The organism is Serratia sp. CY55921, assembly GCF_052167655.1.
Classification (GTDB): Bacteria; Pseudomonadota; Gammaproteobacteria; order Enterobacterales; family Enterobacteriaceae; genus Serratia; species Serratia ureilytica.
In genome coordinates this window covers 38,656-60,040 of the sequence record NZ_JBJNMU010000008.1, presented here as the reverse complement: position 1 = coordinate 60,040, position 21,385 = coordinate 38,656, and the positions used below count along the sequence as shown (strand labels likewise).

22 protein-coding genes are annotated in these 21,385 nt (G+C 59.3%); 14 read left to right on the top strand and 8 right to left on the bottom strand.

Annotated elements, in window-relative coordinates; all coding sequences use genetic code 11:
• Positions 1-7: 7 nt before the first annotated feature.
• Positions 8-1,204 carry a glycine C-acetyltransferase gene (gene kbl / locus ACJ8M3_RS22990; RefSeq protein ID WP_033645197.1) on the bottom strand — a complete coding sequence of 399 codons (1,197 nt, stop codon included), beginning with the start codon at positions 1,202-1,204 and terminating at the stop codon, positions 8-10.
• 240 nt (positions 1,205-1,444) lie between these two features.
• On the opposite strand from kbl, the gene rfaD reads away from it, so the two are divergent.
• Genes rfaD through ACJ8M3_RS22960 form a run of 6 tightly spaced genes read left to right on the top strand, consistent with a single transcriptional unit; the run spans position 1,445 to position 7,821 of the window.
• A complete protein-coding gene (gene rfaD, locus ACJ8M3_RS22985; protein ID WP_089197553.1) occupies positions 1,445-2,374 on the top strand; it encodes an ADP-glyceromanno-heptose 6-epimerase in 930 nt (309 codons plus the stop codon).
• A 22-nt stretch (positions 2,375-2,396) separates the two neighbouring features.
• On the top strand, positions 2,397-3,443 hold the full coding sequence (gene rfaF / locus ACJ8M3_RS22980; RefSeq protein WP_033645195.1) for an ADP-heptose--LPS heptosyltransferase RfaF: 1,047 nt from the start codon (positions 2,397-2,399) through the stop codon (positions 3,441-3,443).
• A gap of 2 nt (positions 3,444-3,445) precedes the next feature.
• Complete coding sequence (gene rfaC / locus ACJ8M3_RS22975; RefSeq protein ID WP_033645194.1) at positions 3,446-4,411, top strand: lipopolysaccharide heptosyltransferase RfaC; 966 nt, start codon at positions 3,446-3,448, stop codon at positions 4,409-4,411.
• Entirely contained in the window at positions 4,408-5,574 is a 1,167-nt protein-coding gene (locus ACJ8M3_RS22970) for a glycosyltransferase (protein WP_089197554.1), read from the top strand. Before rfaC ends, ACJ8M3_RS22970 begins: the two co-directional genes overlap by 4 nt.
• Before the next feature lie 28 nt (positions 5,575-5,602).
• Entirely contained in the window at positions 5,603-6,844 is a 1,242-nt protein-coding gene (locus tag ACJ8M3_RS22965; protein ID WP_033645192.1) for an O-antigen ligase family protein, read from the top strand.
• Positions 6,841-7,821, top strand: coding sequence for a glycosyltransferase (locus ACJ8M3_RS22960; RefSeq protein WP_089197555.1), 981 nt, complete (start codon positions 6,841-6,843; stop codon positions 7,819-7,821). The genes ACJ8M3_RS22965 and ACJ8M3_RS22960 overlap by 4 nt, the downstream gene beginning before the upstream one ends.
• A 36-nt stretch (positions 7,822-7,857) precedes the next feature.
• Here ACJ8M3_RS22960 and ACJ8M3_RS22955 read toward each other — a convergent pair whose 3' ends face one another.
• Together ACJ8M3_RS22955 and ACJ8M3_RS22950 are read right to left on the bottom strand one after the other, a co-directional pair.
• A complete protein-coding gene (locus ACJ8M3_RS22955) occupies positions 7,858-8,952 on the bottom strand; it encodes a glycosyltransferase family 9 protein (protein ID WP_033645190.1) in 1,095 nt (364 codons plus the stop codon).
• An 8-nt stretch (positions 8,953-8,960) separates the two neighbouring features.
• Positions 8,961-9,917: a polysaccharide deacetylase family protein gene (locus tag ACJ8M3_RS22950; RefSeq protein WP_033645189.1), complete on the bottom strand. Its 957-nt coding sequence runs from the start codon at positions 9,915-9,917 to the stop codon at positions 8,961-8,963.
• Between the two features lie 210 nt (positions 9,918-10,127).
• Between ACJ8M3_RS22950 and rfaQ the strand changes: the two genes are divergently transcribed.
• From rfaQ to ACJ8M3_RS22935, 3 genes are read left to right on the top strand one after another with little or no spacing between them, the layout of a single operon-like run.
• Complete coding sequence (rfaQ, locus tag ACJ8M3_RS22945) at positions 10,128-11,210, top strand: putative lipopolysaccharide heptosyltransferase III (protein ID WP_033652252.1); 1,083 nt, start codon at positions 10,128-10,130, stop codon at positions 11,208-11,210.
• Positions 11,207-12,334, top strand: a complete 1,128-nt coding sequence (locus ACJ8M3_RS22940; protein WP_033645187.1) for a glycosyltransferase family 4 protein — start codon at positions 11,207-11,209, stop codon at positions 12,332-12,334. The genes rfaQ and ACJ8M3_RS22940 overlap by 4 nt, the downstream gene beginning before the upstream one ends.
• A 2-nt stretch (positions 12,335-12,336) precedes the next feature.
• Positions 12,337-13,437 carry a glycosyltransferase gene (locus tag ACJ8M3_RS22935; protein ID WP_089197556.1) on the top strand — a complete coding sequence of 367 codons (1,101 nt, stop codon included), beginning with the start codon at positions 12,337-12,339 and terminating at the stop codon, positions 13,435-13,437.
• 44 nt (positions 13,438-13,481) lie between these two features.
• Here ACJ8M3_RS22935 and ACJ8M3_RS22930 read toward each other — a convergent pair whose 3' ends face one another.
• Entirely contained in the window at positions 13,482-14,495 is a 1,014-nt protein-coding gene (locus ACJ8M3_RS22930) for a glycosyltransferase family 9 protein (protein ID WP_033645185.1), read from the bottom strand.
• A gap of 125 nt (positions 14,496-14,620) precedes the next feature.
• On the opposite strand from ACJ8M3_RS22930, the gene waaA reads away from it, so the two are divergent.
• From waaA to coaD, 3 genes are read left to right on the top strand one after another with little or no spacing between them, the layout of a single operon-like run.
• Positions 14,621-15,898: a lipid IV(A) 3-deoxy-D-manno-octulosonic acid transferase gene (gene waaA, locus ACJ8M3_RS22925; protein WP_019452200.1), complete on the top strand. Its 1,278-nt coding sequence runs from the start codon at positions 14,621-14,623 to the stop codon at positions 15,896-15,898.
• Entirely contained in the window at positions 15,899-16,672 is a 774-nt protein-coding gene (locus tag ACJ8M3_RS22920; protein ID WP_033645184.1) for a glycosyltransferase family 2 protein, read from the top strand.
• A gap of 3 nt (positions 16,673-16,675) precedes the next feature.
• On the top strand, positions 16,676-17,161 hold the full coding sequence (coaD, locus tag ACJ8M3_RS22915; protein WP_033645183.1) for a pantetheine-phosphate adenylyltransferase: 486 nt from the start codon (positions 16,676-16,678) through the stop codon (positions 17,159-17,161).
• Between the two features lie 3 nt (positions 17,162-17,164).
• Here the strand turns inward: coaD and mutM are convergent, their stop codons facing one another.
• The 4 genes from mutM to radC all read right to left on the bottom strand — a co-directional run bounded on the left by mutM (position 17,165) and on the right by radC (position 19,423).
• A complete protein-coding gene (mutM, locus tag ACJ8M3_RS22910; RefSeq protein WP_046687975.1) occupies positions 17,165-17,980 on the bottom strand; it encodes a bifunctional DNA-formamidopyrimidine glycosylase/DNA-(apurinic or apyrimidinic site) lyase in 816 nt (271 codons plus the stop codon).
• Between the two features lie 81 nt (positions 17,981-18,061).
• Positions 18,062-18,229 carry a 50S ribosomal protein L33 gene (gene rpmG, locus ACJ8M3_RS22905; RefSeq protein WP_002442576.1) on the bottom strand — a complete coding sequence of 56 codons (168 nt, stop codon included), beginning with the start codon at positions 18,227-18,229 and terminating at the stop codon, positions 18,062-18,064.
• An 11-nt stretch (positions 18,230-18,240) separates the two neighbouring features.
• Positions 18,241-18,477, bottom strand: a complete 237-nt coding sequence (gene rpmB / locus ACJ8M3_RS22900; protein ID WP_004931195.1) for a 50S ribosomal protein L28 — start codon at positions 18,475-18,477, stop codon at positions 18,241-18,243.
• A 262-nt stretch (positions 18,478-18,739) separates the two neighbouring features.
• Positions 18,740-19,423 carry a RadC family protein gene (gene radC / locus ACJ8M3_RS22895; protein ID WP_016929682.1) on the bottom strand — a complete coding sequence of 228 codons (684 nt, stop codon included), beginning with the start codon at positions 19,421-19,423 and terminating at the stop codon, positions 18,740-18,742.
• Between the two features lie 183 nt (positions 19,424-19,606).
• Between radC and coaBC the strand changes: the two genes are divergently transcribed.
• Both coaBC and dut read left to right on the top strand, forming a co-directional pair.
• Positions 19,607-20,824, top strand: coding sequence for a bifunctional phosphopantothenoylcysteine decarboxylase/phosphopantothenate--cysteine ligase CoaBC (gene coaBC, locus ACJ8M3_RS22890; protein ID WP_033634306.1), 1,218 nt, complete (start codon positions 19,607-19,609; stop codon positions 20,822-20,824).
• Positions 20,802-21,260: a dUTP diphosphatase gene (gene dut / locus ACJ8M3_RS22885; RefSeq protein ID WP_033645181.1), complete on the top strand. Its 459-nt coding sequence runs from the start codon at positions 20,802-20,804 to the stop codon at positions 21,258-21,260. Before coaBC ends, dut begins: the two co-directional genes overlap by 23 nt.
• Positions 21,261-21,385 lie beyond the last annotated feature (125 nt).

Sequence of the window (21,385 nt, the reverse complement as noted above, 5' to 3'; positions counted from 1 at the left end):
TTTTACCTTATGCAATAACGCCAAGATCCTTACCGATACGTGTAAACGCCGCCACTGCGCGTTCGATTTGCTCCGGGGTGTGGTCGGCGGACATCTGGGTGCGGATGCGCGCCTGGCCTTTCGGCACCACCGGATAGAAGAAACCGGTCACATAGATGCCTTCCTTGAGCAACGCATTGGCGAATTCCTGCGCCAGCTTCGCCTCCCCCAGCATGACCGGGATGATGGCGTGATCGGCGCCGGCCAGGGTGAAGCCGGCGGCGGTCATTTTTTCGCGGAACAGACGCGCGTTGGCCCACAGGCGATCGCGCAGCGCATCGCCCTCTTCCAACAGTTCCAGCACTTTGATCGACGCGGCGACGATCGCCGGCGCCAGCGAGTTGGAGAACAGGTACGGGCGCGAACGTTGGCGCAGCCACTCCACCACTTCTTTCTTGGCGGCGGTGTAGCCGCCGGACGCGCCGCCCAGCGCCTTACCTAACGTACCGGTAATGATATCGACGCGGCCCATCACTTCGCAGTATTCATGGGTGCCGCGCCCGTTGGCGCCGACAAAGCCCACCGCGTGGGAGTCATCCACCATCACCAGCGCCTGATACTCGTCCGCCAGATCGCAAACCCCTTTCAGGTTGGCGATCACGCCGTCCATCGAGAACACGCCGTCGGTGGCGATCAGAATGTGGCGCGCGCCGTCGGCTTTGGCCTGTTTCAGCTGCGCGGCCAGCTCGGCCATGTCGTTATTGGCGTAGCGATAGCGCTTGGCCTTGCACAGCCGCACGCCGTCGATGATCGACGCATGGTTCAACGCATCGGAGATAATGGCGTCTTCCGGTCCGAGCAGGGTTTCGAACAGCCCGCCGTTGGCGTCGAAGCAAGAGGAGTACAGGATCGCGTCTTCCATGCCCAAAAAGGCCGCCAGTTTCTGTTCGAGCTGCTTGTGGCTGTCCTGGGTGCCGCAGATGAAGCGCACCGACGCCATGCCGAAACCGTGGCTGTCCATCCCCGATTTGGCGGCGGCGATCAGCGCCGGATGGTTGGCCAGGCCCAGGTAGTTATTGGCGCAGAAGTTGATCACATGACTGCCGTCGGCGACGGCGATGTCCGCCTGTTGCGCGGAGGTAATGATGCGTTCTTCCTTGAACAGCCCTTCACTGCGCGTGGCGGCAAGCTGTTGTTCCAACTGCTGATAAAAAGACGCTGACATTCGGTTATCTCCAGGATTGGGCTAATTGCGGCATATTTTACTGATTTGTAACCAAACTGACGAGAATGCGCGGGAGAGAATATTAAAATTGCAGCAGATATCACGGCAAACGGCGGACTTCAATGGCAATGCGGGATATTCGGAGCCCTTCCGCTGTTTGCCGCGGCATGAAATGCTATGATAACCGCCATTGAGCGTGGGGCATTGTGCCCCACCAGGCAGCTTAGCAGGGGTAACCCAATGATTATCGTTACTGGCGGCGCCGGCATGATCGGCAGCAACATCATTAAGGCACTGAACGACAAGGGATATCGCGATATCCTGGTGGTGGACAACCTGAAAGACGGCACCAAGTTCGTCAACCTGGTCGATCTGGACATCGCCGACTATATCGATAAAGAAGACTTTATCGCCAGCATCGTGGCCGGCGACGATCTGGGCGAGATCGAAGCGGTGTTCCACGAAGGCGCCTGCTCTGCGACCACCGAGTGGGACGGCAAGTACATGATGGACAACAACTATCAGTACTCCAAAGACCTGCTGCACTACTGCCTGGATCGCGAAATTCCGTTCCTGTACGCCTCCTCCGCCGCCACTTACGGCGGCCGCGAAGAGTTTATCGAAGAGCGTCAGTATGAAGCGCCGCTCAACGTGTACGGTTATTCCAAATTCCTGTTCGATCAGTACGTGCGTGATATCCTGCCGGAAGCGGACTCGCAGATCTGCGGCTTCCGCTACTTCAACGTTTACGGCCCGCGCGAAGGCCACAAAGGCAGCATGGCCAGCGTCGCCTTCCACCTGAACACCCAGATCAACCGCGGCGAAAACCCGAAACTGTTCGCCGGCAGCGAAAACTTCAAGCGTGACTTCATCTACGTCGGCGACGTGGCGGCGGTCAACCTGTGGTTCTGGGAAACCGGCAAATCCGGCATCTTCAACTGCGGCACCGGTCGGGCTGAAACCTTCCAGGCGGTGGCTGACGCGGTGGTGGACTTCCATCAGCAAGGCGCGGTGGAATACATCGAGTTCCCAGAGAAGCTGAAGGGCCGCTATCAGGCGTACACCCAGGCCGATCTGACCAAGCTGCGCGCCGCCGGCTACGACGCACCGTTCAAAACGGTCGCCGAAGGCGTGAAAGAGTACATGGCCTGGTTGAACCGCACCGCATAAGCTGAAGGAATTAACGCTGGGTATGAAAATACTGGTTATCGGCCCTTCTTGGGTTGGCGACATGATGATGTCGCAAAGTCTCTATCGCACCCTGAAGGCCGAATATCCGACGGCGGAGATCGATGTGATGGCGCCGGCCTGGTGCCGCCCGTTGCTGGCGCGCATGCCGGAAGTCAATCAGGCGCTGGCGATGCCGCTGGGCCACGGCGCGCTGGGGCTCGGCGAACGCCGCCGCCTGGGGCGCGCTCTGCGCGCCAACCGTTACGATCGCGCTTACGTTCTGCCCAACTCGTTCAAATCCGCGCTGGTGCCTTTCTTCGCCGATATCCCGCAGCGCACCGGCTGGCGGGGCGAAATGCGCTACGGCCTGCTGAACGACGTGCGCGTGCTCGACAAGGCGGCTTTCCCGCTGATGGTGCAGCGCTATGTGGCGCTGGCCTATGACAAAGGCCGCGTTCAGCGCGCCGACGATCTGCCGCAGCCGCTGCTGTGGCCGCAGCTGCGGGTGAGCGACGAAGAGATCGCCGAAACCACCTCAGCCTTCAACCTGACCGACAGCCGCCCGATCGTCGGCTTCTGCCCAGGCGCGGAGTTCGGCCCCGCCAAGCGCTGGCCGCACTATCACTACGCGGCGCTGGCTCAACGGCTGATCGAGAGCGGCTATCAAATCGCGCTGTTCGGTTCGGCAAAAGACCATGAGGCCGGCGAACAGATCCGCGCCGCGTTGCAGGACGACGCGCGCGATTTCTGCCTTAATCTGGCCGGAAAAACCCAGCTGGAGCAGGCGGTGATCCTGATCGCGGCCTGCCGGGCGGTGGTCAGCAACGACTCCGGTTTAATGCACGTTGCCGCAGCGTTGAACAAACCGCTGATAGCCTTGTACGGCCCAAGCAGCCCCGACTTCACGCCGCCGCTCTCCGACAAGGCGCGGGTGATTCGCTTGATCAGCGGCTACCACAAGGTGCGTAAGGGCGATGCCGAACAGGGGTATCACCAAAGTTTGATCGATATTCAGCCGCAGCAAGTGTTGGATGCGCTGACGCCGTTGCTTGTCGCCAGCGAGGAATAGTCATGCAGGTGTTAATCGTAAAAACGTCCTCGATGGGAGACGTGCTGCATACGCTGCCCGCCCTGACCGATGCGCTGCAGGCCATTCCCGATATCCGCTTCGACTGGGTAGTGGAAGAAGGTTTCAGCCAAATCCCCACCTGGCACCCGGCGGTGGATCGCGTGATCCCGGTGGCCATTCGCCGCTGGCGCAAAAACTGGTTCGGCAGCGACACCCGACAGCAGCGCTGCGACTTCAAGCGCGCGCTGCAAGAACGCCGTTACGATGTGGTGATCGACGCGCAGGGCCTGATGAAAAGCGCCGCGCTGATCACGCGCGTCGCCAAGGGCAACAAACATGGCCCGGACTGCAAAAGCGCGCGCGAACCGTTCGCCAGCTGGTTCTACAACGTGCGCCATGAGATAGACAAACGGCAGCACGCGGTGGAACGCACGCGCGAGCTGTTCGCCAAAAGCCTCGGCTACGATAAACCGGGCAGCTACGGCGACTATGCCATCGCCGCGCGTTTTCTCAGCCAGCCGCCGGTCGATGCCGGTCAATATCTGGTGTTTTTGCACGCTACGACCCGCGACGACAAGCATTGGCCGGAGCAGAACTGGCGCGAGCTGATCGCGCTGACGGCCGACAGCGGGCTGAAGATCAAACTGCCCTGGGGGGCGGAGCATGAACATCAGCGCGCGCTGCGGTTGGCGGAAGGTTTCCCACATGTCGAGGTGCTGCCGAAGCTCAGCCTGCAGCAGGTGGCTGACGTGCTGGCGGGCGCCAGGGGCGTGGTCTCGGTCGACACCGGGCTAAGTCATCTGACCGCCGCGCTCGACAGACCGAACATCACGCTGTTCGGGCCAACCGATCCCGGCCTGATCGGCGGCTATGGGCAAAATCAGCACTCGCTGATTTCGCCGGAAAAAAGCATGGCGACAATCGACGCCGATACGGCATGGCAGGCGTTGCAAAAGGTTATAGCATGAAAAAACTGCATATTATCAACCTGGGTAAAATGGGCGGCGTCGAGCGCCTGTTCCTGCAGTACATCAACGATACCACCGACGGCAGCAACCAGGTCTTGTGCATCAGCGGCGACATTGGCGAAGAGATCCGCCGCCAGTTGCCTGCGCATCAGCCCGTCACCTTCGCCAACCGCCTGATCAATGCACTGCCGTTGCGCTGCCCGCAGTTCCTGCGCAAATTTTTGCTGAAGTGGAAAATTGAACGGGCGAACGCCGATGTGGTGATCGTCTGGGACCTGGTTCCGGGGCTGGCGGCCAAACCCAAGCGCGGCAAGCTGGTTTACTACGATCACGGCTGCTCCTGGCGTTACCCCAAGAATAAAAAGACGCTGCGTTTCTTCGCCATGCTGGACGGCGTCATTTCCGCTTCACACGCGTCGAAGCGGGTGATGGAGCTGCGCTTTAATCTGCCTTGCCCCAATCACGTGGTGATCAACCGCATCAAGACGCCGGCGGGGATCGACACTGCGCCGAAAACGCTGTCACAGCCGATCAGAATCGGCACCGCCTCGCGTCTGGTCAGCCTGAAAGGCATCAGCGTTTCATTATTGATGATGCAGGAACTGCTGCGACGCGGGCATGACGTCACGCTGGAAGTGGCCGGCAAAGGGCCGGATCGCGCGGCGTTCGAGGCGCTGGCGACTCGGCTTCAGCTCGGCGACCGCATCACTTTCAGCGGTTATCAGGATGACGTCGCCGGCTTCTTCAATCGCACGCACATCTACATGAGCACGCCGATCACCGAGCCGTTCGGCTTGTCCTGCATGGAATCGCTCTATTTCGGCGTGCCGGTCATCTTCCCGCAGGTTGACGGCCAGCCGGAAGCGGTGAAAGACGGCGTCTGCGGCATTGGCCTGGTTCCGTCGGTCACCATCGAACAACACCGGCAGCTCACCGATATCGAGGTCGACTTCCCGCATGAAGTCTACGATCCGTTAACCGACAGCCTGGTGTCGCCCAAGCTGTTGTCGCATATCGACTGTGCGGATGCCGTTGAGACATTGCTGGCGGGCGAAACCTACCAGACGTTGAGCCGAAACGCGCAGCGCTATCCTGCTGAACATTTCAACTATGCTCAGTTCAAAGCTGAGTTTGACGACACGCTGCGATCCTTCATCGTTTAATCAACACGTGAGCCGGAAAACACGCCCGATGCTAAAACAAAAAACGCCGCACCCTGCCTTCAGTTATTTGATTTATCTGGGATGCGCCATCGCTTTTTGCACCATTCCTTTCGGTTCCGCGACCGGACGCAATCTGTTTTACGTTTCCAGCTACATCGCCTTTATCGCCGTTTGCCTGTATCCGCGCTACTACTTCAGCAACGTTAAAAATCTGCTGTTGCCCGCGCTGATGTTCTGCGTCGGCATGGGCACCATCCTGTGGATGCATCACTTCAAACAGCCGGGTGAGTACATCAACATTTATCGCTCTTATATGTCGACCGGCAAACTGCAGCTCGCAACCGCTTTCATCTTGCTGATTGCGCTCAATGAGCGGCTGTGCGTGCAGCGCCTACTGATCGTCGTGGCCCTCGTTACCGGCCTGGCGATCAACGGCTATTCTCTCTATCAGGGATTGCGGCTGGATATTCCTCGCGTGGAGCTTAACTTCGATCGCGCCACGGTCGCTGCCTATCTGATGACCGCCATCGATCTGGTGATGATGCAAGCCATCCTGATGCTGCGCACCCGCTACCGCCTGGTGCTGTACATTGCGGCGTTCCTGCTTTCCTTCTCTGCGTTGGTGCTGACCGGCACCCGCGCGGCGATGCTGGTTTACCCGGTGGCGATTTGTCTGTCGCTGCTGGCGACCAAGCATCTGGTTTCCAGGAAACACAAGCTCGCGTTGATGGCCTCGGTACCGCTGCTGCTCGTAGCCTGCGGCCTGGTGTTCAAACCGCAGATAGAAGAACGCATTCAGGCCTTTGAGACCGACATGCGTCTGATGGATCAGCCACAGACTGAAAACTCGATCATTTCCCGACTGTCGATGCAAACGCTGGCATGGCGCACCGGCTCACAAGCTCCTTGGGGTCAATCCGCCGAGCAGCGCGGTGAAGAGATCCGCGCCATCGTCGCGCAGCAACCTCGCCTGTCTGGCGTCATGCCTTACATCAACGTGCATCTGCATAACGAGCTGCTGGAAACCTATTCGCTCAAGGGGGTCTGGGGGACGTTGCTGTTGCTGGCGCTGTATATCGGCCTGTTCTTCTCTTCATTCCGGCCGCAGCGCAACGCGCTGTTGCTGAGCGTGAGCGCCAGCCTGTTCGTTTACGGTCTTAGCGATGTCATCTTCTTCAGCACGGAAGGCACCGTCATGTTCTGTCTGGCGCTGATCGCCGCCGTGCTCTCCGTGGCGAAACCGCCTTCCGCCCAGGAGCAGACCGCGTGAAAACTCATCAGCCACCGCTGCTCAGCGTTATCGTGCCGTTTTACAATAACGAAGCGTTCGTCATCGCTGCGCTGGATTCGTTATTTACGCAGATTTCTGATGAGATTGAGGTGGTCATCATCGACGATGGCTCTACCGATGCGTCAGGGGCGCTGGTCAGCCGGTATCTGGCGCAGCGGCAGCATCCGCACGTGGCTTTTATTTCACAGGCCAACGGCGGCATTGCGCACGCCCGCAATGTCGGCCTGCAGCGAGCCACCGGGCGCTACGTCACCTTTCTCGACGGCGACGATCTGCTGAGCGACGACTATCTGGCGATCCTGCGGCCCCTGCTGATCGCCGATGAATATGACCTGATCGATTTTAATTATCAGAAGTTCACCGAACAACTGCCGAAACCCGAGAACCGCGCGACGCAGCCCGCAGCCTACGACTTTTCCTCGTTGGGGCTGGGCAGCCTGCAACCGCTGTTCGCACGCTCGATGTGGCACCTCTGGAGCCGGGTATATAAGCGCACGCTGCTGGCAGGGGAAACGTTCGAAGACGGCAGGCGTTATGAAGACGTGATTTTCACGCCTTTTCAGTATTTCAAAACTCGCCGCATCGCCCATCTTGACTGCGAACTCTATTTCTACCGGGATAACAGCCAGGGCATCACCCGCAATATCAAACCCAAAGATATTGAAGATTTGCTGTTCGCCATGGAGAAGATGCTGCGCTTTGTGGCGCAGCATCCTGGGGATGAGCCGCTGCGCCGGTTGGCCGCCCTGATGCTGGCCAACTGCTTTTCCGAGGTGAAAAGCATGTCCAAGGCGGTGTACGGTTATTATCATTACGCGCCGGCAACGCTGCAAATTCTGCGCCGCGCCGCCGCTGTCTGCCGCAACAGCGACGTGCCGGGCAAAAAAGTCCGCCAGATGCGCTATGCGCGAGTGGATACCTTTCTTTCGAAGCTGCGCGGGCGCAAACCACGCTAACCGCATCGGCCTGGCGGCCGATGCGTCGCCGCACCTCTAGCGCGCTAAAGGCACGTGCGCGACCAGTTCGTCATAAATCCGCTGCGGCTGAATGACCCCCATCGGGCTTTCCGCCTCCAGCGGCATCGTATAGCCGGTACGCGACACCTGAATGATGCGGTGCAGTTCAGGATCCTGAATCGGCCCGGTGGAGCGTGAATCGGCGGTCACGAACAGGCTGATGGTTTTCACCTTCAGTGCCACCGCCAGATGCAGCGGCCCGGTGTCGCCGGTGACCAGAACATGGAAACTGTCGAGCAACGTCAGCAAGCCTTGCAGCCCCGTTTTACCGATTTGATTATCCACGCAGGCCAGCGTTTGCGGGCCGATCAGGCTCATAAACTGTTGGGCTTTGCCGTCGTCAAGCGGTGCGCCAATCAGCACGATGCGCACATTGGGGTGCTTCGCCACCAGCTCATCGGCCAGGCGCGCATAGTGCGACACCGGCCAGCAACGCGACTCCGTCGATGCCCCAAGTTGAAAACCGATGGTGGGATGGTCGCTGCTTTTGACGCCGCGCTGATAGTCCACGGGAATTTCCATCGTCGGATCGTCGCTGCGGCAACCCAAAATGGAAATCAGCTCCAGCTTGCGGCGCACGAAATGGCCGTAATAATGGAAGATATAGTTGGTTAACCAAGGTTCCAGCCCGCAAATGCCCGAGCTGTAGTTATCCCTGATGATGTACTTTGCCCCCGCCATGACGGCGCTGATGATGTCATAAGGCAGGTGAGAGTGCAGGATCAGCGCCAAATCCGGCTGATGTTCGCGCAGCGATTTCAGCAATGGGCGTATCGTCTTGATCTTGCTGTCCCAATACACCACGCGATCGTAATAGCGGCCGTTTTCCACCAGTTCGCGGTTTTTCTTGTGCACCACCAGCGTGATGTGCGCGTTGGGATAGCGTTCCCTCATCGCCCTCAGTGCCGGCGTGTTGAACATGAAGTCGCCCAACGCCGTGGTGGAATAGATGACGATATTGTCAAACTGCTGGGCGCCGTCGAACGTCGCCTTGTCCTGAAAACGGCCGTACTTCGCCGTATAGCGCCGCAAAAACCAGTCGGCAACCTTGATTTTCCATTTCTTCGACATGTGCGTGCTTAGTTCGCTTTAAGTTGATAATACTCGGCCAGCGTCATGCCCACCGTGCGCTGCTGCAGCCAGTCAAACAGCTGCTCCAGATCGCGGTACAGCACTTCGATATCCTGCTCGGTTTTGAACGTCGGGCTGCCGCCCGGCATAAACTCGGAGGAGTGCAGCATAAACTCGACGTAGTCATGCCCCTGCGCCAACGACGTCTCGGCCACGCTTATCATCTTGGCCACGTTGCCGCCACTCGGCCGCAGCCAGTTGACGGACGGCGAACGCCGCTTGCCGCGCAGCCGATCATAGCCCTGCTTGAACGCATTCATCAGCGCCGAATGCTTGTACTGGATGCTCATCGGCACTTCCAGCAGCGACGAAGCGCCCGGCTTGGCGATGTTCTGCGGATCGATGAAATAGGCCTGCGACGGGAACCGGCTGTAATCGGTACCGCCGTTGCCCTGCGGGTTGCCCGGCGAAAACTGCCAGTTGACCCGCGGCGTGACCGAACAATCCACCTGATAGCCGTATTCCAGCAGCAGTGAGGCATAGTATTCGTTGAACGCCCAACGGCCGGCGCGATGGCTGAGCATTTTGGTCTGGAAGGCGTCCTCCAGCAGTTTGGTCATGTGGTCGACCTTGGCGCGTATCTGATCGGCGGGATACTCGATCAAATAAGGCTTGTGGCGCCAGTCGTCATCGGTGAGCGGCGTCAGCGGCGGGCTGTTCCAGGCGTGCAGATGCATGCCGACTTCACCGGCACCGCGGGCGATCACGTCACGCGCGAACTCGACGTAAGCCGGATCCATCGCCATTTCATAGTTGGTGAGATAAACCGGCTTGAAGGCATATTTCTCGCACAGCGCCTGAAAGCGCGGCAAGAAACGCGTGTTTTCGGTCGCGATGCGATCGTGGTTTTGCCACAGATTATCGCCTTCGGTATCAATGGTGATGAGAAACGCCGGTTTAGTCATGAATATCGAACCTGATATCAACAGAATACGCTATGTTACGCAGCCCGTTTCGCCAGGGCAAACGACTTTGCTGCCTGGTTTGGACAACGTTGAAGCGCATTCGTCCCCGGCTCGGCGATTTTTTTGCGGCCCGGCAAGAAAACCGTGCAACAGTAGCCACATGCGATCGGGTCATTTAGAATCAAAGATTGGTTTCCCAGAAAGCGACTCATGATGAACGACGCGCCAGCCCTAACTTCCGCCCCATCCGTACAGCGTATTCTGATCATAAAATTGCGCCACCACGGCGATATGCTGCTGGTCACGCCGGTCATCAGCAGCCTGCGGCAAAACTACCCGCAGGCCCGGATCGATGTGCTGCTGTATCAGGAAACGCAGGAGATGCTGGCCAGTAATCCGGAACTGTCGACCCTGTTCGCCATCGATCGCCAATGGAAAAAACAGGGCGCCCGCGCTCACCTCGGACATGAGCTGGCGCTGCTGCGCCGCCTGAAGGCGCAGCGCTACGATCTGGTGGTCAATCTGGCCGATCAGTGGCGCAGCGCCATCATCACGCGCCTGACCGGCGCGCGCATCCGTTTGGGCTTCGATTTCCCCAAACGCCGCGGCTTCCTGTGGCGCCACTGCCACACGCAGCTGGTGCCGGTAGACAATCACGCCCACTTGCATACCGTCGAACAAAATCTCTCGTTGCTGGCGCCGCTGAACCTGCCCGCGCTCAATGAGCATGTCACCATGAGTTATGATCCGCAGGATTGGCAGACCTGTGAGCAACTGTTGCAGAAACAGGGCGTCGCCGGCAGTTATATTGTGGTGCAGCCCACCTCGCGCTGGTTCTTCAAATGCTGGAGCGAAGAGAAAATGGCCGCCACCCTCACCGCCTTGCAGGCCGACGGCCACCAGTTGGTGATCACCTCCGGCCCCGACGCCAGAGAAAAAGCCATGGTCGAGCGCATTTTGGCGCTCTGCCCGCCGCAGGGTGTGATCTCGTTGGCCGGCCAGCTGACGCTGCGCCAACTGGCCGCCCTGATTGACCACGCCAAGCTGTTTATCGGCGTGGATTCGGTGCCGATGCATATGGCCGCCGCGCTGCAAACGCCGTGCGTGGCGTTATTCGGCCCTTCCAAGCTGACTTTCTGGCGGCCATGGCAGGCTACCGGCGCCGTGATCTGGGCCGGCGACTTTGGCGAACTGCCCGACCCGGACGCCATCGATACCGGCACCGATGAACGGTATCTCGACCTCATTCCTACAGACGCGGTGATTGCAGCCGCGCGGAGCACGCTGGCATGAAAGCATTTCGTTTGGCGATCGTTCGCCAAAAATACCGCCCGGACGGCGGAGCCGAACGTTTCGTTTCCCGCGCCCTGGAGGCGCTGGAGCAACAGGATCTCGATCTGAACGTCATCACTCGCGAATGGCAGGGTGACGCCAATCCAAACTGGCATATTCACCTGTGTAACCCGTTGAAACTCGGCCGCATCAGTCGCGAACGGGGCTTCGCCGTGGCGGCCAGGGCGCTGTGGCAGAAAGAGCGCTTCGATCTGGTGCAAAGCCATGAGCGCATTCCCGGCTGCGATATCTACCGCGCCGGCGACGGCGTACACCGCCGCTGGCTGCTGCAACGCGCGCGGCTGCTGCCCGAGTGGCGCCGCAAGTGGCTGTTTTCCAACCGTTATCACCGCTATGTGATGTGCGCCGAGCGCGCCATGTACGCCGCACCGGAGCTGAAAGCCGTCATCTGCAACGCCGAGATGATCAAACGGGAAATCATCGCCGACTTTGGCGTGCCCGCCGACAAAATCACGGTGATCTATAACGCCATCGACAATCAAAAGTTCCTGCCCGCCGACGAGGCCCAGCGCCGACGCCTGCGTGAGCAATATCAGATCCCGCAACAGGCGCACTGCCTGATCTTCGTCGGCTCCGGTTTCGAGCGCAAAGGGCTGGCCGCCGCCATCCGCGCCGTGGCGGCGACCGACAGCCACCTCTTGGTGGTCGGTAAAGATAAAGCCGAAAAGCGTTACCGGGCGCTGGCGCAGTCGCTGGGCTGCGGCGATCGCATTCACTTTATGGGCGTGCAGAAGCAGACTCTGCCGTTCTATCAGGCCGCGGATGCGCTGCTGCTGCCGACGCTGTACGATCCGTTCCCGAATGTGATTCTGGAAGCGATGTCCTGCGGCCTGCCGGTTATCACCAGCACCACCTGCGGCGGCGCCGAGTTTATCACCCCGGGCCAGAACGGCTTCGTGACCGACGCGCTCGACGTGCCGGCCATCACGGAAGCCATTCGGGCGCTGCCGCGCCAGGCGCTGGGATCCTCCATGGGCGAAGCGGCAAGATTGCGCATTATGACGGCTACGCCGGCGCATCTCTCCGAACAGCTCATTTCCCTCTATAACCGGTTACTGGATTAGCTATGCGTATTCTGATGATCATCGATGGCCTGCCGGGAGGCGGCGCGGAAAAAGTGGTGCTGACCCTGTGCCAAGGCATGCAGCAACAGGGGCATGACGTCAGTCTGATCTCGCTGCGTGACGTCTGCAATTACCCTATCCCGTCAGGCATTGATTATCAGGTGGTGGCCGATCGCAGCCGTGCCCCCTGGCGCAAGCTGACCGAGCTGTCGCGCCGCGCCGCCGCGCTGGATCGGGCGGTAGCCGAACACGAGCGCCAACACGGCGCGTTCGATCTGGTGTTCTCCAACCTGCACAAAACCGATCGCATCGTCAGCCGCAGCAAGCGGCTGGCTTCGGATCGTCTGTGGTTCTGCATTCACGGCATTCTCTCCACCTCCTACCTCGGCCACCGCAAAGGCCTGGATCGCTGGCTCAAGCAACGTAAAATCGCCAACGTTTACCAGGGGAGAAATATCGTCGCCGTTTCACAGGCGGTCGGCGGCGATCTGCAGCAGAATTTGCCGATCCACCCGCGTCGGCTGGCGGTCATCAATAACCCGTTCGACATCGACGCCATCCGGCAACAGGCGGCGGCACCTTGCGAACTGGCCGGTCAGGACTATCTGGTGCACGTCGGCCGCTTTCACGCCACCAAGCGGCATGACCGCCTGCTGAAAGCCTATGCGCAATCCGGTATTCAGGCGCCGCTGGCTTTGATCGGCACCGGGGATGACGCCCGCGTCGCCGAGGTCAAGCGTCTGGCGGCAGACTTGGGTATCGCAGAGCGCGTGCTGTTCCTCGGCTTCCAGGCCAATCCCTATCCGTTTATCCGCCATGCCTCGCTGTTGGTGCTCAGCTCCGATAGCGAAGGGTTTGGCAATGTGCTGGTAGAATCGCTGTTGTGCGGCACGCCGGTGGTCAGCACCCGCTGTCCGGGCGGCCCTGCGGAAATTCTGGAAAAAGCCGGCATGGCTAACGCGTTGGCGGAATTAAACGAAGCGTCGCTGGCAGAAAAAATGGCGGAAATTTACGCCAATCCGCCGCAGATAAATCAACAGCAATTGCTGAGCTATGGGCTGGAGCCTATTTGCCGTCAATATATTGAGCTGAAAGAAAAATAATAAAGTAATAAATAAGGCAGGTGATACCTGCCTTATTTTCTTCGCTAGCTTAGCGCCTGCATTTTCTGCCAAACCTCATCGACAGAAACATCTTCACAGTGCCCCGACTCACTCTGCAAAATATGATGACGGCCGGTCCATGGATGCCAGGACGTTTTATCGGTATCGCCAAAGAACACCACCATATCCTTATTCAGCGCGGCGGCAAGATGCATCTGCCCGCCGTCGCTGCACAGCACCCGGTCGCATAAATCGAACCCGCCCAACAGCTCGCGCACCGAGGCCGTCGGATAAAGCGCAACGCGTTCGTTTTGGCACAACGCCAACAGCTGTTCTGCGCGCTGCTGATCGCCGATGTCGTCCGGCGCCAGCGTGCCCTGCGGCGACCAGAAGATCAGCACGCCGGTGCGGGGATCGGCGGTCAGGCGGTTGATGATTTCGGCATAGCGTTCAACCGGCCAGCGCCTTTTCGGGCTGCGGCTGCTGATATGCACGGCGCAAACCCGTTCGACCGACGGCAGGCGTTCCTGCAGCCGCTGCGCCGCCAGCTGCCGCTCTTCCGGCGTCAGGAATACCCGCACCGGCGGGATCGGAATGGCTTGATCGGTTATCGCCGATAAATAGCTGTAGGTGTGTTCGACCTGATGTAGACCGCGGAAATCGTCCTTGCGGAACGGGCGCTGAATATCTTTCGTGCCCAAATCGGCGCCGATGATATGGGTGGCGCCGGCCATTTTCGCTAAACGCAGGCTGTATTTGCAAGGCACCGGGTTAGCCAGAATGACCGCATCGAACTTTATTTTGCGCAGCTTCAGGAAGATCATCAGACGTTCGAAATAAACGCCCAACGTCGTTTCATTTTTCGCCTTGTGCTTGGCCTTTTTATAGACAAAGACTTTCTCGAGATGAGGGTTGTTTTTAACAACGTCCTGGCTGACTTTATTGATCAGCAGATAAACTTTTGCGTCTGGATAGGCAATTTTCACCCCTTCAATCAGAGGCGTGGTGCAAACAAGATCGCCGATGTTGTCGCGGCGAATAATTAAAATATTCTTCATTCCGAGCCTATCGGCGAAATCGCTCGCCGGTTGTCTGAAACTGACACCCAAGGTTACCAAATTAGCGCCTTTCCCTTCCAGTTATGGTACTATTCCGAATAACCCATATAAATGAAATTGATAGAATGTTGCTGCGTTTATATCAGGTACTACTCTACCTCATCCAACCCCTGATCTGGCTCCGCTTACTGCTGCGCAGCCGCAAAGCTCCAGCCTACCGTAAACGCTGGGCGGAACGCTATGGCTTCTGCGCCGGGAAAGTCGTGCCGGGCGGCATTATGCTGCATTCCGTCTCCGTCGGCGAAACGCTGGCGGCCATCCCGCTGGTGCGGGCGCTGCGCCATCGTTACCCCGCTTTGCCGATAACTGTGACCACAATGACCCCGACAGGTTCAGAACGCGTCCAGTCCGCTTTCGGCAAAGACGTGCATCATGTCTATCTGCCCTACGATCTGCCCGGTTCCATGAACCGCTTCCTCGACCAGGTGAATCCCAAGCTGGTGATCATCATGGAAACCGAGCTATGGCCTAACCTGATCAACGCACTGCATCAGCGGCAAATCCCCCTGGTGATCGCCAATGCGCGCCTGTCGGCGCGATCCGCCGCCGGCTATAAGAAAATTGGCGGATTCATGCGCGATATGCTGCGCCGCATTACGCTGATCGCCGCACAGAACCAGGAAGACGGCGATCGTTTTATCGAACTGGGCCTGAAACGCTCGCAGCTGGCCGTTACCGGCAGCCTGAAATTCGATATCTCCGTCACCCCGGAACTGGCCGCCCGCGCCGTTACGCTGCGCCGCCAATGGGCGCCGCGCCGCCCGGTGTGGATCGCCACCAGCACCCATGAAGGCGAAGAAACCATCTTGCTCGAAGCGCACCGCAAGCTGCTGGAAAAACACCCCGACCTGCTGCTGATCCTGGTGCCGCGCCACCCGGAACGCTTCCCGACCGCCAAGGAACTGGTACAGAAGGCCGGCTTCAGCTACACCCTGCGCAGCAGCGGCGAAATCCCGTCCGGCAGCACCCAGGTGGTGATCGGCGATACCATGGGCGAACTCATGCTGTTGTACGGCATCGCCGATCTGGCCTTTGTCGGCGGCAGCCTGGTGGAACGTGGCGGGCATAACCCGCTGGAAGCTGCCGCCCACGCCATCCCGGTGCTGATGGGCCCGCACACCTTCAACTTTAAAGACATCTGCGCCAAGCTTTCGCAGGCCGAAGGCCTGATCACCGTGACCGACGTGGATTCGCTGGTAAAGGAAGTGGAAACCCTGTTGACCGACGAAGACTACCGCCGTTACTACGGCCGCCATGCGGTGGAAGTGTTGTATCAGAATCAGGGAGCGTTGCAGCGCCTGCTGCAGCTGCTGGAACCGCACCTGCCGCCCCGGAGTCACTGAATGAGCAGCCGCAAAAGCCTGTCGGTGGTGATGATCGCCAAAAACGAAGCCGGGCTGTTGCCGGACTGCCTGCGCTCTGTCGCCTGGGCCGATGAAATCATCGTGCTGGACTCCGGCAGCGAGGACGACAGCGTCGCCGTCGCCGAAAGTCTGGGCGCCAAAGTCTTCACGCACACCGACTGGCAAGGATTCGGCAAGCAGCGCCAGCTGGCGCAAAGCTACGCCAGCCATGACTACGTATTGATGATCGACGCCGACGAACGCGTCACCCCCGAACTGCGGCAATCCATCGAGCGGGTGTTGAACGCGCCGGACGACGGCGCCGTTTACAGCTGCGCGCGGCGCAACCTGTTCCTTGGCCGCTTCATGCGCCACAGCGGCTGGTATCCCGACCGCGTCAACCGCCTGTACGCCAATTCACGCTATCGCTATAACGACGATCTGGTGCACGAGTCGCTGAACATCGGCGACGCCAAAGTGATCCCCCTCAGCGGCGATATGCTGCACCTGACCTGCCGCGACTTCTTCGCCTTTCAGCGCAAACAGCTGCGCTATGCCGAAGAATGGGCCACACAGCGCCACCGGGCCGGCAAGCGTTGCGGCTATCTGTCCATCCTGACCCACACGCTCGGCGCCTTCGTCAAAACCTGGCTGCTGCGGGCCGGCTTCCTCGACGGTAAACAGGGGTTGCTGTTAGCGGTGGTCAACGCGCAATATACCTTCAATAAATATGCCGCATTATGGGCATTGGGCCGCAACTACTCAGAGAAGTGAATCATGACCAGCAAAGCCATCTATCCCGGGACCTTCGATCCCATGACCAACGGCCACCTGGATTTAGTGACGCGCGCGTCGCTGATGTTCGATCACGTGATTCTGGCCATCGCCGCCAGCCCGAGCAAAAAGCCGCTATTCAGCCTGGATGAGCGCGTGGCGCTGGCGACGCAGGTCACCTCGCATCTGGACAATGTGGAGGTACTGGGCTTCAGCGAGCTGATGGCGCATTTCGCCGCTCACCAGAATGCCAATATCCTGGTGCGCGGCCTGCGGGCGGTGTCTGACTTTGAGTATGAACTGCAGCTGGCGAACATGAACCGCCATTTGATGCCGACGCTGGAAAGCGTGTTCCTGATGCCTTCCGAAGAGTGGTCGTTCATCTCCTCCTCACTGGTGAAGGAGGTCGCCCGCCACGGCGGCGATATCGCGCCTTTCCTGCCCGATGTGGTCACTCAGGCGCTGATGGCGAAGCTCGCCGCCGCGTGATACTCAGCGCTGGCAGCGTCGGCAAAAGAAGGTGCTGCGTTGCCCGTGCTTGGCGGATTCAATCGGCGTGCCGCATGCGCGGCAGGGTTCTCCCGCCCGTCCATAAACCTGCAGCTCCTGCGCGAAGTACCCCGGTTTGCCGTCCGACTGCAAAAAGTCGCGCAATGTGGTGCCGCCCTGCTCGATGGAGCGTTGCAACACCGCCTTGATGGTCTTCGCCAACAGCGCCGCTTCGGCTTTGGTCAAGGATCCCGCCGGACGATCGGGCAGGATCCCGGCGCTGAACAGCGATTCACTGGCGTAAATGTTACCGACCCCGACCACCAGCTTATTATCCATCAGCCACGGTTTGATCAGCGTGCGCTTATTACGTGATTTTTCATACAGGTAGTCGCCGTTGAACGCCTCACTCAGCGGTTCTGGCCCCAGATGCGCCAACACGCTGCTGGTCGCCAGGTCTTCGCACCACAGCCAGGCGCCGAAGCGGCGCGGATCGGTATAGCGCAGGATCATACCGTTGTTGATCACCAGATCGACGTGGTCGTGTTTGCCGGCTTCGTCTTCGTTTTCCTCACGCAGCATGCGCAGGCTGCCCGACATGCCCAGATGCACGATAATCCAACCGCGCTCCAGCTCAATCAGCAGGTATTTGGCCCGACGCTGCACGCTGAGCACCGGCTGATCGCTCAGCGTCAGGATCTGCTCGGAAACCGGCCAGCGCAGGCGCGCGTTGCGCACCACCGCATACTGAATGCTGTGGCCGACAAGATAAGGCTCTATACCGCGTCTGCTCGTCTCAACTTCCGGTAATTCAGGCATCTGGCTTCCCCTCCGATGTTTTCTACCCTTTATAAAACAAAAAACCCGGCCAAGGCCGGGTTTTTCATTAATCCACTAAAATTATTTAATTTTAGCTTCTTTGTATACTACGTGCTGACGGACAACTGGATCGAATTTCTTCAGTTCCAATTTTTCCGGCTTAGTACGCTTGTTCTTCGTGGTGGTATAGAAGTGACCAGTACCAGCAGAAGAAACCAGCTTGATCTTCTCGCGAACACCTTTAGCCATGATTCAGTTCCTTAATACTTCTCACCACGGGCACGCAGATCGGCCAGAACCGTCTCAATACCCTTCTTATCGATAACACGCATACCTTTAGCAGATACACGCAGAGTTACAAAGCGCTTCTCAGCCTCAACCCAAAAACGGTGTGAGTGCAGGTTAGGCAGAAAACGGCGTTTGGTCGCGTTCATTGCGTGGGAACGGTTGTTACCGCTCACCGGGCGCTTGCCAGTAACTTGGCAGACTCGGGACATGTCTATTCTCCAAAAATCAAATCAGCTCGAGCTTCGTATAGGGTATGGCCGCCTCGTCAGGCTTTTAGAGCCCATCTCAGCAAACTTCATACTGAGGAGACTCTCGTCATCAGGTAGAAACCACACATCAGGTCAGAAACCTGCTGAGATAGGCTCTTGCGCCAAACCCAAGATTCTCAAAGGTGGCGTAGTATACGCTCTGAAGCGTAAGTGCTCAAGTCCCGAACAGCTAAAGATCCCACAAGGATCGCGAAAAAATCGCTTAAAGCCATCCGCGCTCGGCAAAAGAGACGCATTCACCCCGACCGATCACCAAATGATCGAGCACTCGGATCTCCAATAACTGGCAGGCTTTCACCACCTGTTCAGTTATCAAACGGTCGGCATGACTGGGTTCAGCCTTACCCGAGGGGTGATTATGCGCGAGAATCAGCGCGGCGGCATTAGCCTTCAACGCTTCACGCACAATTTCTCTCGGGTAGACGACGACGCTGCTGATGGTACCAGCAAACATCTCCTGATGGCGAATAACCCGATGCTGATTGTCTAAAAACAATACCAAAAAGACCTCTCGCTCACGATGCGCCAGCAGGCTTTGCAGATAATGCTGGGTGACGCGCGGGTTAAGCATGGCGTTTTCCTGCGAGAGATGGCTGGAAAAGAAGCGAAGCGCCAGCTCGGCAATCGCCTGCAGCTGCGTATAGCTGGCGTCGCCTAGGCCTTTTTGACTGCAAAACGCCTGATGATCGGCCGACATCAGATGGTAAAGCGAGCCGAATCGGCGCAGCAGCTGCTCCGCCAGCTGCATTACGTGCACGCCGGGCAACCCGGTGCGCAAGAAAATGGCCAACAGCTCTGCGTCGGACAGCGCCGCGGCCCCCTGCATCAACAGCTTTTCACGCGGCGCCAGCGCGCCCGGCCAGCACGCCACAGTCGGGTTGCTCATCGTGTTCCTCCCTGAAAGGGCTACAGCATGCCATGCGCCCCCCGGCGCGTTCGACAGGTGTTTGATAACATTGCGAAGTGTTTCGCAAAGCACAATGTAACGCCCTGCAGCCATTGCAGAATCGCTCACCTGAACGGCGGATATGCTAAAATGGCGCATCTTTCGGCTTTCAATCGGACAATGATGATGACGGGACTTTCCGGCAAACATATTGTGCTTGGCATCAGCGGCGGCATCGCCGCCTACAAATGCCCAGAGCTGGTGCGCCGCCTGCGCGACAGGGGCGCGGAAGTGCGCGTGGTGATGACCCACGCCGCCAAGGCGTTCATTACGCCGCTGACGCTGCAGGCCGTTTCCGGCCACCCGGTGTCCGACGATCTGTTGGATCCCGCCGCCGAAGCCGCCATGGGCCACATCGAACTTGGCAAATGGGCGGATCTGGTGATTCTGGCGCCGGCGACCGCCGATCTGCTGGCGCGCGTCGCCGCCGGCATGGCCAACGATCTGCTGACTACCGTCTGCCTGGCGACCGACGCCCCTATCGCCGCCGCCCCCGCCATGAACCAGCAGATGTATCGCGCCGCCGCCACGCAGGCCAACCTGCAAACGCTGCAGGCGCGCGGCATGCTGCTCTGGGGGCCGGACAGCGGCAGCCAGGCCTGCGGCGACGTCGGCCCGGGCCGCATGCTGGATCCGCTGGACATCGTCGAGCTGGCGAACGGTCATTTCTCCGCCCCGCAGGATCTGCAACATTTGCAGGTTATGATCACCGCCGGCCCGACGCGCGAAGCGCTGGATCCGGTACGCTTCATCAGCAATCACAGCTCCGGCAAAATGGGCTTCGCCATCGCCCGCGCCGCCGCCGCCCGCGGCGCGCAGGTGACGCTGATCGCCGGGCCGGTGAGCCTGCCGACGCCGCCGAAGGTCACACGCGTGGACGTCACCAGCGCGCTGGAGATGGAACAGGCGGTGCAACAGCGCGCCGCTCAGCAGCAGATTTTCATCTCCTGCGCCGCCGTAGCCGACTACCGTCCCGAGCGGATCGCCGATGAAAAAATAAAAAAACAGGGTGATGAAATCGTCCTCAAGATGGTAAAAAACCCCGATATCGTCGCCGGCGTGGCGGCGATGACCAAAAATCGACCGTTTGTCGTGGGGTTTGCCGCCGAAACCCAGAATGTGGAAGAATACGCGCGGCAAAAACTGGCGCGTAAGAAGCTGGATTTGATTTGCGCTAACGATGTATCGCTTGCAGAGCACGGGTTCAACAGCGACACCAATGCCCTGCACCTTTTTTGGCAGGATGGAGAGAAACGCCTGGCGCTGAGCGACAAGGCACTCCTTGGCCAACGTTTAATAGACGAGATAGTCAGCCGTTATGATGAAAAAAATCGACGTTAAGATCCTCGACCCGCGCATCGGTCAGGATTTCCCGCTACCGGCCTACGCCACTCCGGGCTCCGCCGGTCTCGACCTGCGCGCCTGCCTGGACAGCGCGGTGGAGCTGGCGCCGGGTGAAACCACGCTGCTGCCTACCGGTCTCGCGATCCATATCGCCGACGCCGGCCTGGCGGCGGTGATCCTGCCGCGCTCAGGCCTGGGCCATAAGCACGGCGTCGTGCTGGGCAATCTGGTCGGCCTGATCGACTCCGATTACCAGGGCCAGCTGATGGTGTCCGTTTGGAACCGCGGCCAGAAGCACTTCACCATCGAGCCGGGCGAACGCATCGCGCAGATGGTCTTCGTGCCGGTGGTGCAGGCCGAATTCAACCTGGTGGAAGAGTTCGACAGTAGCGAGCGCGGCGAAGGCGGCTTCGGCCACTCGGGGCGCCACTAAGCGCCACCCAATGCACGATGGCCGGCAGGGAAACGTCGCCTGAACCTTGCCTTTCCGGGGAGAAGGATGTCTCTGCGGCAAGGTTTTACCGCGACAATTGCAGCGCACACCAGGCAGCGCGGAAA

Bases quoted from the DNA above. Each gene is read 5' to 3' on its own strand.
- rpmB (WP_004931195.1), bottom strand. From the start codon at position 18,477: ATGTCCCGAGTCTGCCAAGTTACTGGCAAGCGCCCGGTGAGCGGTAAC.
- ACJ8M3_RS22970 (WP_089197554.1), top strand. From the start codon at position 4,408: ATGAAAAAACTGCATATTATCAACCTGGGTAAAATGGGCGGCGTCGAG.
- ACJ8M3_RS22940 (WP_033645187.1), top strand. From the start codon at position 11,207: ATGAAAGCATTTCGTTTGGCGATCGTTCGCCAAAAATACCGCCCGGAC.
- ACJ8M3_RS22955 (WP_033645190.1), bottom strand. From the start codon at position 8,952: ATGTCGAAGAAATGGAAAATCAAGGTTGCCGACTGGTTTTTGCGGCGC.
- rpmG (WP_002442576.1), bottom strand. From the start codon at position 18,229: ATGGCTAAAGGTGTTCGCGAGAAGATCAAGCTGGTTTCTTCTGCTGGT.
- rfaF (WP_033645195.1), top strand. From the start codon at position 2,397: ATGAAAATACTGGTTATCGGCCCTTCTTGGGTTGGCGACATGATGATG.
- rfaD (WP_089197553.1), top strand. From the start codon at position 1,445: ATGATTATCGTTACTGGCGGCGCCGGCATGATCGGCAGCAACATCATT.
- rfaC (WP_033645194.1), top strand. From the start codon at position 3,446: ATGCAGGTGTTAATCGTAAAAACGTCCTCGATGGGAGACGTGCTGCAT.
- mutM (WP_046687975.1), bottom strand. From the start codon at position 17,980: ATGCCTGAATTACCGGAAGTTGAGACGAGCAGACGCGGTATAGAGCCT.
- ACJ8M3_RS22935 (WP_089197556.1), top strand. From the start codon at position 12,337: ATGCGTATTCTGATGATCATCGATGGCCTGCCGGGAGGCGGCGCGGAA.
- ACJ8M3_RS22965 (WP_033645192.1), top strand. From the start codon at position 5,603: ATGCTAAAACAAAAAACGCCGCACCCTGCCTTCAGTTATTTGATTTAT.
- ACJ8M3_RS22950 (WP_033645189.1), bottom strand. From the start codon at position 9,917: ATGACTAAACCGGCGTTTCTCATCACCATTGATACCGAAGGCGATAAT.
- radC (WP_016929682.1), bottom strand. From the start codon at position 19,423: ATGAGCAACCCGACTGTGGCGTGCTGGCCGGGCGCGCTGGCGCCGCGT.
- waaA (WP_019452200.1), top strand. From the start codon at position 14,621: ATGTTGCTGCGTTTATATCAGGTACTACTCTACCTCATCCAACCCCTG.
- dut (WP_033645181.1), top strand. From the start codon at position 20,802: ATGATGAAAAAAATCGACGTTAAGATCCTCGACCCGCGCATCGGTCAG.
- rfaQ (WP_033652252.1), top strand. From the start codon at position 10,128: ATGATGAACGACGCGCCAGCCCTAACTTCCGCCCCATCCGTACAGCGT.
- coaD (WP_033645183.1), top strand. From the start codon at position 16,676: ATGACCAGCAAAGCCATCTATCCCGGGACCTTCGATCCCATGACCAAC.
- kbl (WP_033645197.1), bottom strand. From the start codon at position 1,204: ATGTCAGCGTCTTTTTATCAGCAGTTGGAACAACAGCTTGCCGCCACG.
- ACJ8M3_RS22920 (WP_033645184.1), top strand. From the start codon at position 15,899: ATGAGCAGCCGCAAAAGCCTGTCGGTGGTGATGATCGCCAAAAACGAA.
- coaBC (WP_033634306.1), top strand. From the start codon at position 19,607: ATGATGACGGGACTTTCCGGCAAACATATTGTGCTTGGCATCAGCGGC.
- ACJ8M3_RS22930 (WP_033645185.1), bottom strand. From the start codon at position 14,495: ATGAAGAATATTTTAATTATTCGCCGCGACAACATCGGCGATCTTGTT.